Origin of the sequence: Shewanella sp. SM73, assembly GCF_025653795.1 — a bacterium.
GTDB lineage: Bacteria > Pseudomonadota > Gammaproteobacteria > Enterobacterales > Shewanellaceae > Shewanella > Shewanella oncorhynchi.
The window spans coordinates 278,007-292,756 of sequence record NZ_JAKKRY010000001.1 but is presented as its reverse complement, the minus strand read 5'-3'; the positions used below and the strand labels follow the sequence as shown (position 1 = coordinate 292,756).

Genomic DNA, 14,750 nt, shown 5'->3' with positions numbered 1-14,750 from the left:
AACATGTCGATCCGCCTATTACCCCTAATCATAGCGTCACTACTCAGCACTCAAGTGCAAGCCGATGATTTTACTATTCAGTTAGGCGGCTTTTATTCGCAATCAGACACCAATATGGAAGTCACTAACCCTATTTCGGGTAATAATTTCACCTTAGATTATGAGTCCGATCTACAACTTGCAGAAAACGAATTTTTACCCTTTATCGAGTTAAATTATCACTTTAACGAACGGCACAATATCTACCTAGACTGGAAACAGCTTCATCGTAACGCCGAAACCCAAGCCTTAACCAAACCCTTCCAGCTCGAGATTAACGACACCATTTACGATATCAAAGCAGGCGGTAATCTAAATTCAACCTTAAACATTGATGTACTGCGCTTCGGCTATGGCTATGATGTATTTCAAGGCAGTAACTATGATGTCGGTCTATCACTTGGTTTACATACTATGTTTATCAAGACAGGTTTTGAAGGGGTGATTGGTGTTTGCGCTTCATCGGAATTACTCAATAATGTCTGCGGTAGCCAAGCAATTCCGCGCATTGTTGACGAAAATGTCACTGCGCCACTGCCCGACATTGGCATATATGGTCAGTATGAATTTGTTCCCGGTTGGCAAATCACCAGCCATGCACAGTATTTCTATATCAAACTCAATGATGTCAAAGGCGAACTGGTTGATATTAAAGTGGGGGTTAATGCACAAATCACCCCAAACTGGCGTATGAGCGTGGCCTATAACTACTATAAAGTTGACGTTAATATCGCCCAAAATTCGCCGAATAAAGATACTCAAATAGCCGATTACAACATCTATTACAATTTTATTGGCCCTATGCTTTCTATCAGCTATTCCTTTTAATTCTATAAAATCTCTTCCCATATTGTATTAAACACCCCTTCTCGCTCAAACAGTTGCCCGAACCCTAGCCCAAATTAGTGCTAAAAATAAGGGCGCCTACTGGACGCCCTCATAATTCAACCCATTAAACCTATTTACGACCATCCTGCTCACGTTTGGCTTTAAAGTCTGATGATTCAAGCCAATGGGGCCAATCTGAACCATTCGCTAAGGTGGTTATCATACTGGCGATCAAATCTAGGTCTTGACTCACCCCCTCCAACGTCCAATTTGGATCATAATCATCGGCTCCTTGGTGATATTTATGCGCAATATAGTCAGGATCTGTATCCCCAAGACTCATAAATAACAATCCTGGTACACCTTGCTGGGCCAGCGCAAAATGGTCTGATCTAAACATCAATCCATTCTGTGGTCTTGGATCCGCTTTAACCGAACGGTCTTGGGCTTTGGCGGCTTTATCTAAGTATTGCTCCAACTCAGATACCCCTTCCCCATAGCGCAAAATGTAATCCACGCCTTTATTTACATTCATGCCATCGATATTTAAAAAGGCGACGATATTTTTGGTTGGCACACTGGGATGCTGAGCAAAATGCTGTGCACCAATCAGACCCGTTTCTTCTGCAGTAAAGGCACTGAAGAGCACCGAGCGATCCAGTGGCGCCGTGCTAGCCTGCTGTTTGAAGTAACGCGCTAACGCTAAAACCCCCGCCACACCGCTGGCATTATCGACCGCACCGTTTAAAATCTCTGACTTACCGTCTTCAATCACAGTACCGAGGTGATCCCAATGGGCATGCATCATCACCACTTCGTCGGGGCGCATTTTACCGGGTAGTAAGGCCGCGACGTTATGGGACTCGGCGCGTTCAATTTTATTGTTTAAGGTGAGCTGCGCACTCAGCTTAAGTGGGATAGCCTTAAAGTTTGGCTTGGCTGCTTGCCGTTTTAAGGTATCAAAATCCAATCCCGCTTTGGCAAAGATTTTTTGTGCGGTTTCGTGCTGAACCCAGCCCATCACGCCCACTTGACCTTGGTTATTATTGGCATCGACCAGAGTAAACTTAGTCCCTGTGTTGGAATTTTGCACCACACCCCAGCCATAGGCGGCAGGCGCTGTTTCGTGAACAATAAACACGGCCTCAGCGCCTTGACGCGCCGCTTCCTCATATTTATAAGTCCAGCGACCATAATAGGTCATAGCATTGCCTTTAAATATTGTTGGATCTTGGGTCGCAAAGCCGGGGTCATTCACGAGTACGATGACCGTTTTGCCTTTTACATCTAACCCTTGATAATCATTCCAGCCATATTCGGGTGCATTGATACCATAGCCAACAAATACCACATCACTTTTATTCAAGCTGACTTTTTCGGCGATTCTTTGGGTTCTCGCGGTAAATTCACTGCCATTGGCAAATTTAAGTCCGCCAATATCAAGCTGCATGTTTTGATCGGCACTAATTTGCGCCAAAGGAACCGCCTGTAAATAGCTATCGCCAAATCCGGGTTTGAGACCCATATCTTTAAATGCTGTCACTAAATAGTCTAAAGTTAAGGTCTCTCCTTCAGATAAGGGCGCGCGTCCCCCAAAAGCATCGCTCGCTAAGGTTTTCACATCGGTTCGGTATTGCACGAGATCGAGACTTTTCACAAATGCCGTTTCAGCAAAGACAGGTAATGAGATAGTGGCCAACAGACTTGTGGTTATGATTAAATTTTTCACAACTTTCTCCCAAGTTATTATCATTATTTGGTTTTAAGGATAGACTTTACCATATCATCTTTAATTTATGATGGAAGTCTTAGCGCAAACGGAGTCGCTGCATCCAAGAGTAAACGGTAATCATGTCTCCATCTGACCGATATTCTTGTCGTTGACCTAAATCTGACTGCAACAGAATAAAAAATAGCAAAAATTTTAATATATCCGTGTATTTTCATTGAGTAAGGTAACAATATGTCGCTAGAGTTATTACAAGCCGCTGCACTGAACCTCAAAAAAGCAGTGCCTCTGATGCTCAAACATAAAATTCCGACTACACCCGTTAACTATGCGCTTTGGTACACTTATGTTGGTGAACAAAATCCCGAATTAAATCAACAACTCGATACTGTAATTGCCCAATACAACACTTGCCCTCCTGTCAGTAGCGAAATCTTGTATCGCCAATATGTTGCCGACCCAGTTGAACTCGATGTCAGAGAAATGCGCCAAAATCTGGATGCTATGGTGACTGAGCTTTCCCAATCACTCAAAGATACCAATCTAGATGCCAATGACTTCCAGTCGCGTATCGAAAGTAATTTTGAAAAGCTCAACCGCATCGAAGACGAAGGCTTTAGCGTCGAACAAGTACTCGATCTGGTCCGCAGCTTAGTGAAAGAGTCGGACAATATTCGCTCGAGCACAGAGTTCTTTACCGGTCAGCTGCAGAAGGCTCAAACCGAAATAGACGCACTAAAGAAAAAACTTGAACAAACAGAAAAAGACGTTCTCTACGATGCACTGACGGGCTGCTTTAATCGCCGCGCCTTTGACACTGATTTTGCAGGAATGATAGCCCAAGCCCCCTTAGGCACTTGTGTGATCTTGGCCGATATCGACCATTTTAAAGTGTTTAACGACACCTATGGCCACCAGCTCGGCGACCAAGTGTTACGCGCCGTGGCGAAACGACTACAGGAATCCTGCCGCGATGGCACGAAACTGTATCGTTTTGGCGGTGAAGAATTTGCGATTATTGTCCCTAAAAGTCAGCTACGTATCGCAAGGCAACTGGCCGAAGCTATGCGCCGTGGACTCGAAAAACTCAGTTTAAAAGACAGACGCAAAGACGAACGCATCAATAATATCAGTGCTTCCTTTGGCGTCGCCCAATGGCAAGAAAAACAAACGGGTATGCAATTGATTGAAGCGGCAGACAAATTACTTTATGAAGCCAAACGCTTAGGACGAAATCGTGTGCTGCCTATCAGTAACTGATGGTTATAACTTAGCCTGAAGCCGATAATTCAGCTTCAGGCTAAGATGATTAACAAAAGAGCATTTTTTTGAAAGCTATATGAAGGATTTAAATTAGATTTCAGATTAATGTTTGAAACTGCGAGAAACAGTTCCAATATTTCCTTGCACGCCACTCCCTATTGAAACGGATGCATTCGTACCGTGTGTTTCCATCGACTCATTTTCGACGGGGATCGCCTGCACCACAAACCGCAGTTCAGCACCGCCTTGAAGTGAATCGAAGGGATAACACGTAATTAACGTTAAGCGATTATCATCGGATGGCGCCATAAAGTGAGTTTCTGTTTCATGTACGACCTGAGTCGCCACCACTTCATAAATAATGTGATTGCCTTTAAGCGTTTGTAACGATAATCGACGCCCCACGGCCATGCCATTGAGTATCGCAAAATGCGTATCCCTGTGGCCGGCAATCACAGTATTGCCTTTTTGCCCCGCTGGCGCACTGGACAACACCAGACTCGGACCAAAGGCCAAATTTCGCCCAGAAGCCCCCGCAAGAACATATAAACTGTCATTAAGCTCTGCTTCAATATTGTTGTTCGCCGCCACTTGCTCACGATGAATAGACAGCTTTGCCACGGGATAGGTATCCGCCCATGACCAAGGTTTATGGGATTGGCCATCAACCAAGGTTTTAGTCCACGCCTGTTCAATCAAATACTGGGCAAAGTGTGCTTTAGCTTGCATATAGAGTCCCTTTCCTAACAATGTTGCGCCAATTAAAAATAATCCCACCACTAAAAATCGCTGTGTTCTGCTTTTGCTCATCGCGCTTAACTCATCGTTCACTGGTAAGTGCCACCAAGGCCGCCTTCTCTTCCCGTCTTTGTCGAACAATCGATCCAGTAAGAATCAAGGCGAGTAGCAAGGTCAGCGCACCTAATAACATATCCAAACGGCTTGACGTCGCGGTTTGCGGCAAGGCGCCAAAAGGTTGCCAACCTAAGGGCAAGTGCTGACGAACCACGGCATCACGGCTCATTGCAGTTGAATCAATTGGGGTTAAGTCCACCGCCACTAAGCTGGTATAGGCGCTGACTAAGTGATAATTCATTGATAAGGCCGTCACTTGCTGTTTGACCTTGTCATCATTCGCGCCATTTTTACTCAACTCCAATGCACCAATCTGTTTACGCGCCCACAGCAAATCTAAACCCGCACCTTGATGGGTCATCAATCCTGCGGAGTTGTCCTGCAGCGAGAGTGACTGTTGCCAGTTTTGATGCCCTTGGCGTCCTGAAATCACTAACTCCTGTGGCTCACGGGCGCTGCGCTTTAGACTCACGAGCACTGGCTCACCGCGGTACAGATCGGCAATCGGTGATGGCCAGTAATCGGGCACACTGCCATCATCAAAACGCACTTGAATATCGGTTAACACCGGATATTGAATTTTGCTCAGTAAGGCGCTGATCTTCTCATCGACTTCATCCACTTTGCCAATATAGGTAAAAGTGCCACGACCGAGTTCAGCCGCCCTTTGCATAAAGTGAGAATTAGGCGCCGAACCTATGCCGACAGTAAATAGGCGACTCTCACCTATTTGATAACGGATCAAATCAAATAACGCTTGTTCATTGCCCACAGAGCCGTCGGTCATAAAGATCACTTGGCGCAAAGGCTGCGTTGCATCAAGCGATACACTGCCCAAAGATTTTGGCAAGGCAGCGTCCAGTGCTAACGCCATTTCAGTGCCACCATCGGCCTGTAAACGGCTCACAAATTGACGGGCCCGTGACAAATTCGACGAGGTCGCCGGTAATGACACTGTTGAGAACTGAGACAAACTGGAGTTAAATTCGATAATGTTAAAACTGTCCTCCGGCTTCAGTCCTTTTAACGCGTATAACAGTGCATTTTTAGCTTGAACGATAGAATCCCCCGCCATAGAGCCCGAAGTATCAATCACTAAAATTAATTCACGGGGCAAACTCGGCTGAGTACTCTTTTCAACCTTAGGAGGCAACACCATGACGAGACTGTAATTATCATCATTTACGCCGCTGGTTTTACTTGTCTCAAGTGTATCCTGAGACAGATTTTCGCCATCGAGCTTATGGGTTTTACCTTGCTGATTAAACACCCAAGCCATTGGGCTCGTGCCCTGCTGTACTCGCCATTGCAGTACAAAATCACGATTAGCGGGCACACGTTGCGCCAGCGATACATCGACCGCGCCGCTGTTGTCTTGCTTGAGTTTGATGTCATGGTAAGGACTCTCAATGGACGCTTTATCAACCCCCTTTGAGAGTAAAACTTGAATGTCTGCCTTCAGCACAGGATCGCGTCCACTGGCCGTATGCCGCACTGGTGCCACAATCCGGTCAGCATCAAACACCTGCGAGCTTGTCACTCGGCTTGATTGGCGCACCTGTGCCATAGGATCATGTGAGTCGCTAGCACTTGAATCCGATGTTAATCCCGGAATATAACGGGGCGCGACCACCAGCGGAAAACGTAAACTAAACAAACCATCTTCATATTTAATGGTCTCCTGATAGCTGATTTCTACAATCAGCTCCTCTTGAGGTGCTAGGTTTGCGACTTCGGTCGTGAACATATTAGGCCGCTCTTGGCTCACTAAGCTGGCACGTTTGCCTTCAGCTTTCGCTTGCTCAAAAATCTGCTTGGCATCAGCCTTAGGATGAATTTGCCCTTCGATCACTCTCTGGCCTATATGTAATCGCAACGAATCCACCGCAGCCTCATTGGGCAACGGGAACAAATATTGCCCATTCAACACAAATTCAGTATTGTTGCGAAAAACCTGTTTCACGCTCACGCGATTACTTAAGCCAGAGACTTGCATCGACACTTGTGTATCGAGCGGCAAAGATGGCACCCAAGCACCGCTCGGCTGGCGATAAAGCAACAGCCCCTGCGTAATATCATCGTAATTAATGATGTGTGACTCTGCCGTTCTGTGAGCACTATTTTGCCCGACCAATGCCGAAGCCATATTCTGTGGCACAGATAATGTGCCGGTACTATTAGGCGAAGCCAATGCCACAAAGGGCAAACCCCAACACACGGCGGCACTGATCAGCAATACCGCTACCGCTTCACTCACTTCTTTTACCCTTTTCCCTGTGATCATCACAAAGGCTTCCTTTATTAACAAATATGAACTGATGTTGGTTGTCGTTAATATGAACGACGTAAAATGGACTACTTAAATTGACCACTAGTCAGCAGCATGCCTGGCCGTCAAGGCCAAATGAGGCTGTAGTGTTAATGTCACGCGGCGGTCGAACACATCCGATTCTCTGTCTTGGTCGGCTTGCAAAGGCGATAAAGCGCCAAAGGCTTGAGTGGTCATACGCTCGGCAGTGACGCCTTGCTTAATCAGGTAGCCACGCACCTCCAGTAGACGCTGCTCAGAAAGGGCTTGGTTGTAACTCTCATCACCACGGCGGTCGGCATAGCCCTTCAGCTCAAGATTGAGTTCTGGTGACAAATTCATCACCTCAGCCACATCATCTAATTGAGGCAAAAAATGCGATTCAACCTCAGAGGAACCGGTACGAAACTGTACGCTAAGCCCCAAGGCAAGTTCACTGAGCAATTGACGTTGCGCTGACAGCAACTCATCAAGCTCTTGCTGCGCCTTGGTATATTCGCTCGCTCGTTTTTCGGCGGCTTGCTGTTTTACACTCCACTCGGATAACTGGGACTCTTGCAAATGGATCTGTCTTTGCTGAACGTGCAGTGTGTCTGTATCGCTGACTGATTTGCCAATTAAGGTGCCAGTGAACGCACCAATAATAGCCCCCACTGGACCACCGACTAACGCCCCCACTAAGGCTCCACCACCGAGGCCAATGAGGGCTTCCGGTTGTTCGTCCTCGCTTGCGTATTCGTCATCCATCGCTATACCGCTAGCATAGGCATCATTTTCTAGGGTGAGGTCTTGTCCTATCACTTGGTTTTGAAGTGAAACCCGCGCCGACACACTGGCTACAGGTGCGCTTAATAAACTCAAAACCAATAGATTAATTAGTGTCTTTTTCATCATCTCATTCCTTTTTGATTATTAGCTGAGCTTGGACTCGTACCTGAAGCAATCCACTCAACACCACATCAGGTCAAACGGGTACAAAACTGAATGGGGCTATTAAACACAAGTGGAATGGCATGAGCAGGGATGGAAAATGGCAATGCAACTATCAATTGTGGCAACAAAATGGCAATTGCATTTGTGGCCTTTTTTCTCGGGTAAAATCCTGTATAGTCACGAAAACTTACTCCCCCAAGTCAATAGGAATACGGCTCTATGAAGCGTATCGCCATAGTGGAAGATGAAGCGGCCATTCGCGAGAATTACAAGGACGTGCTGCAACAACACGGTTACAGCGTGCAAACCTACGCCGACAGACCATCGGCCATGCTAGCCTTTAATACCCGTTTACCGGATTTAGCCATTATCGACATAGGCTTAGGTAATGAAATTGACGGCGGCTTTATGCTATGTCAGTCATTGCGCGCCATGTCGAGCACGCTGCCGATCATCTTTTTAACCGCCCGTGACAGTGACTTTGATACTGTGTGTGGCCTGCGTTTAGGCGCCGATGATTACTTGAGCAAAGAAGTGAGTTTCCCCCATTTAACCGCACGCTTAGCCGCATTATTTCGACGCTCTGAACTTGCGACCAGCCAAACAGCGCAGGAAAACCTGCTCGAACGTGGCCCACTGACCATTGATGCCAATCGCATGCAAGTCTATTGGAACCAGTTACCAATCGAACTTACCGTGACCGAATTTTGGATGGTGCATGCGTTAGCCAAACATCCAGGCCATGTACGCAGTCGCCATGAATTAATGCAAGAGGCTAAAATCTTTGTCGATGACAGCACTATCACCTCCCATGTGAAACGCATTCGCAAAAAGTTTATCGCTACCGCGCCAGAGTTTGATTGTATTGATACTGTCTATGGTATGGGTTATCGCTGGGACAGCTTGGCCTGATCTATGGCTTAACCAACCTTTAAGCGCGGCGTTGAACCAGATAACCTTGGATGAATGAACTTTTAAACCCATTAATGCTGATCCCTAACTTATGACACGTTTCCCCTTTGGTCTACGCACTAAAGTCATCGGCCTTAGCCTGTTCTTGCTCTGCCTACCTTGGTTGGGGTACCAATATGTGTGGGAAATGGAAAAGTATCTTCGCCACGGCCAAGAACGCACCTTAGAAGGCACCACTCAAGCACTGGCCACCGCGCTGCACGAGCGGCCAAAATTGTTCGATGGGCAAGCGAGTTTTTTAAAGCAAGTAGAAAAAAGCCGCGATCTATACGCCTATCCACTGGCGGGGGCGATTCTACTCGACGGCAAACTCAACGAATGGCAGGAATATCAGCACAGATTTATCCAATACGGTGAGGCGCACCAAATTATGCGTGCCGATCCGAACGCTCCCCTGACCTTAAGCTTTACCCACATGGTCGGCCAATACGATGGTTATCTGTATGCTTTTTTTCAAGTCATTGATCCAACAGTGGTACTGCGGGGTAAAAATGCCCTAAGTGTCGATAGAAACGATCATCTCTCGATTGCAACACTCGCGCCCGACAATAAATTCAAACGCTATATCGTTGCCACGACTCAACCCGGCTGGATCAGCGCCTTCGAATTACCCGCTAATCCTAAGCAAACTGTGCCCGTCACACCTGAGGTGCGCATCCAAGGACAATGGGCGACGACCGATGTGGGCTACAATGTCGAGCTGCGTATTCCCTTAGACATGGTCGGCAGCAAACTCGGATTTGCCATTGCCGATGTCAACGACAGCAAATACCGTGATGTCGCTGCAGTTGTCGGCACCTCGGCTTTAGATACGGTCGACAATCTCGGCACAGTGCTGGTACCATCACCGGAAATTGAAAGTATTATCAAAGGCATGAGCCACTATAGCTCACGTATTTGGGTGGTCGATAAACACGGTCGCGTACTGGCAAAATCCGGCGACATTCGCGCGAATGACAGTGTATGGACCCGCACCTTAGAAGATGAAAAGAGCACCGCGCTGTGGGATACCTTCAAGCGTGATTATCTGCATCCGCTGTACTATAAAATTCTCACAAAACCGCCCAAAGACTTTATTGATTCCTTACAAGATTCCACCGAGCTTGACGGCAGTCATATCCAAAAAGCCCTCGGGGGTCAGCAAAGTTCGACTTGGCGGTTAACCCCAGACAACAAAGCTGTGGTACTCGCCGCCGCGAGCCCCATTTGGATTGATAATAATGTGATGGGTGCCGTCGTCGCCGAAGAAACCACCCACGGTATTCGAACTCTACGTAACCGAGCGCTAGAAAAGCTCTTTAACGTGATTTTGACCATAATGAGTATGGGCACCTTGGCGCTGTTCTTCTTCGCCTCGAGTATTTCTAACCGCATTCGTAAATTGCGCGATGAAGCCGAAAATGCCATCGACAGCCAAGGCCGTGTGCGTAATCACCTCAAACCGTCGAAAGCTCGGGATGAAATTGGCGATCTGTCCCGTAGCTTCTCTAGCATTGTGGGACGACTGGGGCAGTACACTCACTATCTAGAAAACATGTCGTCGCGCCTGTCCCATGAATTACGTACGCCCGTGGCTGTGGTGCGTTCATCCCTTGAGCATTTAAACCTGCAAACCTTAGATAAAGACACGCAAAAATATGTCGACCGCGCCCAAGAAGGTGTCAGCCGCTTAAGTATGATTTTAAATAACATGAGCGAGGCAACACGCTTAGAGCAGAGTTTAACGCAGGCCGATATCACTAAGTTCCCACTCTCTCAAGTGGTCAGCGGTTGTATGCAAGGTTATCAAATGACCTATCCAGAACAAGGCTTTAGTGTGAAAGTGCCCGAGCAACCACTGATGATGCAAGGGGTGCCAGAATATATCGCCCAGTTAATGGACAAACTTATCGCCAACGCCATTGAGTTTTGCCATAAAGACAGTGCTATCGAAGTCACACTCACCCAAGTGGGTAAGCAAGCAACTCTGCTTATCAGCAACTTAGGACCTGAACTGCCCATTGATATGTCGGAGCAGATTTTCGATTCCATGGTGTCGGTGCGGATTAATCAAGCCCAAGATAAACCCCACCTAGGCTTAGGTCTGTATATCGCGCGATTGGTCGCCGAGTTCCACCAAGGACAAATCCTTGCCCGTAATCGCAGCGAACATAATGGTGTGGATATCCTTGTTACCTTACCTTTAAATTAAGAACATGCGGGCTTTAAGTTAAGCGTGTTACAGCTTTTAAGCCCTGCGTCATAATCTCAACAGCTAAAATACAGGAGGCCAATAACATGAGCCAAACTCATCACGCGCCTCCTGTCATTTATGCGGGCAGATGCTAAGATGACCGCCATAACAATCGATTAGAAACGCCAATTATTCTCCCAAATTGTTCAACCTCTTCGTTCAACCTAAATGCCAAGGTAATGATCCAATGACAGATAAACATCATCAAGCCACTCAAATCGTCAGCTTAGGTCGAGACAAAAAATGGACCAAAGGCGTGATCAATCCGCCCGTCTTTCGCGCTTCGACTATCGTCTTCGAAACCATGGATGAAATGCGCCACGCCGCGAAAAATAAAACCAATGGCGAGATGTTTTATGGCCGCCGTGGCACCCCAACCCATTTTGCCTTTCAGGCCGCGATTGCCGAACTAGAAGGCGGCGTCGGTACGGCGCTGTATCCTTCTGGCGCTGCGGCGATCAGTGCGGCGCTACTGTCATTTTTAAAAACGGGCGATCATCTGTTAATGGTTGATAGCGTGTATGAGCCAACGCGGGATCTGTGCACCCATATTCTCGGCGGTTTTGGTATCGAAACCACTTACTACGATCCGCTGATTGGCGCAGGCATTCGCGACCTCATTCGCCCCAATACTAAGGTACTGTTTTTAGAGTCTCCGGGCTCCATCACCATGGAAGTACAAGATGTACCGACCTTGTGCCGCATCGCCCACGAACATGGGCTGATCACTATGCTGGACAACACTTGGGCCTCGCCCATCAATAGCAAACCCTTTGAAATGGGTGTAGATATCTCAATTCAAGCGGCGACCAAATACATCGTCGGTCACTCGGATGTGATGATAGGCACGGCCACGGCCAACGAAAAATACTGGCCACAATTACGTGAACACAGTTATTTAATGGGACAAACCACATCGCCAGACGATGTGTACCTTGCTGCCCGCGGCCTACGTACCTTAGGCGTGCGTATGGCGCAGCATGAAAAAAATGCACTGCAAGTAGCCAACTGGTTGAAAACCCGGCCAGAAGTCGATCATCTGCGTCACCCCGCGTTCGAGACATGCCCTGGGCACGAATTCTTTAAACGCGACTTTAGTGCCTCCAACGGCTTGTTCTCCTTTATCTTAAAACAGTGCGATGGCGATGCGGTCACCGCACTGGTTGAAAATATGAGTCACTTTAAGATGGGCTTTTCTTGGGGCGGCTACGAGAGTTTAATCCTCGGCATTTTCGGCATTGAAAAAATCCGCTCGGCGACTCAATGGGATGCGAGCAAACCTTTGATCCGTTTACATATTGGTTTAGAAGATCCCGCTGATTTAATCGCCGATCTCAGTGCTGGGTTTGAACGCTTTAACGCAGTATTGGCGGCCAAAGCTAAGTAACGATATTTAATGTACTAAGTGCTAGCAGAATATAAAAAAGGGGCGGAATAAATATTCCGCCCCTTCTCTTATCGATACTGACACAAATACGAATTTTTATTGCAATATCATTATGCTTATCGCAAATAAACCGCTAAATCATAAACTCTACGGTGATTAATTCGCTTTCGTTCCAATACTTAATGCAGGATCGACCCAAGCCGCAGAGCCATAAAGCGGCACTGTTGAGAGCGCATGTTTATGGCTGCCATTGGTCTCTTTCGTCGAATAGGACAAATACAACAGAGTCTGATTTTGCGCATCGTAAATTCTACGCACTTTTAATGACTTAAATAAAATACTCAGGGATTCAGTGAAAATCACTTCGCCGTGTTTCCCCATGTCTATCTTCGCCAGATCGGCCGCAGTAATTGGCCCAGTTTGACGGCAACTGATCCCCATATCGGACGGATCAGCAAAATCTAAATTGGCTTCGATACGACTGATATGGCAAGTCACCCCAGGTATTTTAGGATCGTTTTTAGCATCAATAATCACATCTTTAGTGGTAAAAAGCCCTAAGCTCACCTTACCCACATCGTCACCACAACCCGCAAGCAATAAACCTACAGAGGCCGCAAACGCACACTTCAACAGAGTTTTCATTCATACATCCTTTTACATTAGTGCTTATATGCTAGCGCTTATATATTAATACGTAGCGAATAATTTTTGTGCCCAGCGGGTTAACCCGGCTGTCACAGAGCCAAAGTGATCGCCGACCACGACCGGAATATCGGGATAAATACCAGCGATTTTCGCATAAATCGCAGGGCTTCGTGCCGTACCACCCGTCACGTAAATCACATCGGGTCTGCACTCTGCTTCAGCGGATAAATCCTCTGTTGCTGAGCGGTTTACCGCGACATTTGTTGCAGCCAAAGTTTTTGCAGCTTGCGTGAGCGCTTGGTGCATCAGGGCTTCCACTTTCGTCAGCGACGGCTCAATGGCATTTTCAAACAATTCACAACTCACACCTGCGTGCAGCGCCGCTTCGATAAAATCCAGATTAACATCAGTATTATCGGTATCTGACAGTGCAATTTTCGCACGCTCGGCTTGGCGAACCAGTTGATAGCTTAACTGCTGCTGTTGCACCTTTAACAATCGCTTCAGTAACTGTGGCTGCTCGGCTTCTTTAACCAATTCATCAATCAATTTACGGCTACTTAAGGTACTGAATTCTCGCTGGGCGCTAATATCATTCACTGCAACCGCATTCCAAAAGGTTTTACTGGGCATAGGTTTGCCATTGATCATCAAGGAACCTAAACCAAAGTGCGGCATAAAGGCATTCATTGCAAGGGCGATATCGAGATCGTTACCGCCGATCCGCTGGCCGCTGTGACCGAGGAAATCTTCACTGCGATCCGCTTTTTGTTTATGGGCGGGTCCCATTTTTACCACAGAGCAGTCCGTTGTACCGCCGCCTACGTCGACGACCAATACCGTTTTGTTGTCGGTCAAGGTCGCTTCATAATCCATCCCCGCCGCTAACGGCTCGAACAGAAAATCAACGTCGATGAAACCCGCGCGTTTTGCCGCTAAGGTCAAAATAGCTTCGGCCTGACGGTTACTCTCTTCACCGCCTATGCCTTGAAAGTTCACCGGACGACCAATAATCGCATGGGTGATCATCGCAGTGCTACCCTGTTTCACAAGGTCTTTTTCAACTAACACAGATTCAGCGCGCACTTTAATATGCTGCATCATCAAGGTAACAATATCTTCAAACAGGGCCACTTGTTCGGGTCTAAGCCCTGTCGCGCCTAAAAAGGATTTTGGCGAACGGACATAGAATCCCTCCTCCGGCATCTCTAAATACGCGCTCACCGCCTGCTCGCCAACAAATACAGCCTGAACATCGGCATCGAGATCTAACTCATGGCGCACCATACGGGCGCGACTCAATTGCGCGGCGCGCTTTTTGGCGTAATCGGCTTTTAATTCAGTGGGAAGGCCACGATAAACCGCCTCGGCGATCAGTTCCCTGTCCATCGCGTATAAGGTCGAAGGCAAATAAGCTGATTGCTCTGATAACGCCAATAACTGCACACCATCATCCAGCATGATCCCTACGGCGCAGTTAGCACTACCATAATCAAATCCAACAAACATACCTTTTACTCCCGCGATAAAAAAGCCGAGCAAGATAACATAGTTT

Annotated in this window: 11 protein-coding genes; 5 read left to right on the top strand and 6 right to left on the bottom strand. The window is 47.2% G+C overall.

Going from position 1 to position 14,750, the window contains the following annotated elements:
• The first annotated feature begins 3 nt into the window (after positions 1-3).
• Entirely contained in the window at positions 4-867 is an 864-nt protein-coding gene (locus L5M51_RS01340) for a hypothetical protein (protein WP_263171199.1), read from the top strand.
• 130 nt (positions 868-997) lie between these two features.
• Here the strand turns inward: L5M51_RS01340 and L5M51_RS01335 are convergent, their stop codons facing one another.
• Complete coding sequence (locus L5M51_RS01335) at positions 998-2,620, bottom strand: M28 family metallopeptidase (protein WP_263171197.1); 1,623 nt, start codon at positions 2,618-2,620, stop codon at positions 998-1,000.
• A 210-nt stretch (positions 2,621-2,830) separates the two neighbouring features.
• On the opposite strand from L5M51_RS01335, the gene L5M51_RS01330 reads away from it, so the two are divergent.
• Positions 2,831-3,856 (top strand): GGDEF domain-containing protein, encoded by a 1,026-nt coding sequence (locus L5M51_RS01330; RefSeq protein WP_028760265.1) that lies wholly within the window; start codon positions 2,831-2,833, stop codon positions 3,854-3,856.
• 105 nt (positions 3,857-3,961) lie between these two features.
• On the opposite strand, the gene L5M51_RS01325 is transcribed toward L5M51_RS01330, so the two are convergent.
• The 3 genes from L5M51_RS01325 to pdsO all read right to left on the bottom strand — a co-directional run bounded on the left by L5M51_RS01325 (position 3,962) and on the right by pdsO (position 7,916).
• Positions 3,962-4,669 carry a class GN sortase gene (locus tag L5M51_RS01325; RefSeq protein WP_263163076.1) on the bottom strand — a complete coding sequence of 236 codons (708 nt, stop codon included), beginning with the start codon at positions 4,667-4,669 and terminating at the stop codon, positions 3,962-3,964.
• 10 nt (positions 4,670-4,679) lie between these two features.
• Complete coding sequence (locus tag L5M51_RS01320; protein WP_263171195.1) at positions 4,680-6,998, bottom strand: marine proteobacterial sortase target protein; 2,319 nt, start codon at positions 6,996-6,998, stop codon at positions 4,680-4,682.
• Positions 6,999-7,085: 87 nt separating this feature from the next.
• Positions 7,086-7,916: a sortase-associated OmpA-like protein PdsO gene (gene pdsO / locus L5M51_RS01315; protein ID WP_263163079.1), complete on the bottom strand. Its 831-nt coding sequence runs from the start codon at positions 7,914-7,916 to the stop codon at positions 7,086-7,088.
• A 258-nt stretch (positions 7,917-8,174) separates the two neighbouring features.
• Between pdsO and pdsR the strand changes: the two genes are divergently transcribed.
• From pdsR to L5M51_RS01300, 3 genes are all read left to right on the top strand, one after another.
• Positions 8,175-8,867: a proteobacterial dedicated sortase system response regulator gene (gene pdsR, locus L5M51_RS01310; protein WP_263171194.1), complete on the top strand. Its 693-nt coding sequence runs from the start codon at positions 8,175-8,177 to the stop codon at positions 8,865-8,867.
• A 91-nt stretch (positions 8,868-8,958) separates the two neighbouring features.
• Positions 8,959-11,118, top strand: coding sequence for a proteobacterial dedicated sortase system histidine kinase (gene pdsS / locus L5M51_RS01305; protein ID WP_263171191.1), 2,160 nt, complete (start codon positions 8,959-8,961; stop codon positions 11,116-11,118).
• A 229-nt stretch (positions 11,119-11,347) separates the two neighbouring features.
• Positions 11,348-12,547, top strand: coding sequence for a cystathionine beta-lyase (locus L5M51_RS01300; protein ID WP_263171189.1), 1,200 nt, complete (start codon positions 11,348-11,350; stop codon positions 12,545-12,547).
• Positions 12,548-12,703: 156 nt separating this feature from the next.
• Here L5M51_RS01300 and L5M51_RS01295 read toward each other — a convergent pair whose 3' ends face one another.
• Both L5M51_RS01295 and yegD read right to left on the bottom strand, forming a co-directional pair.
• Positions 12,704-13,192: a CreA family protein gene (locus L5M51_RS01295; RefSeq protein ID WP_131525552.1), complete on the bottom strand. Its 489-nt coding sequence runs from the start codon at positions 13,190-13,192 to the stop codon at positions 12,704-12,706.
• A gap of 45 nt (positions 13,193-13,237) precedes the next feature.
• Positions 13,238-14,704 (bottom strand): molecular chaperone, encoded by a 1,467-nt coding sequence (yegD, locus tag L5M51_RS01290; protein ID WP_263144667.1) that lies wholly within the window; start codon positions 14,702-14,704, stop codon positions 13,238-13,240.
• Positions 14,705-14,750 lie beyond the last annotated feature (46 nt).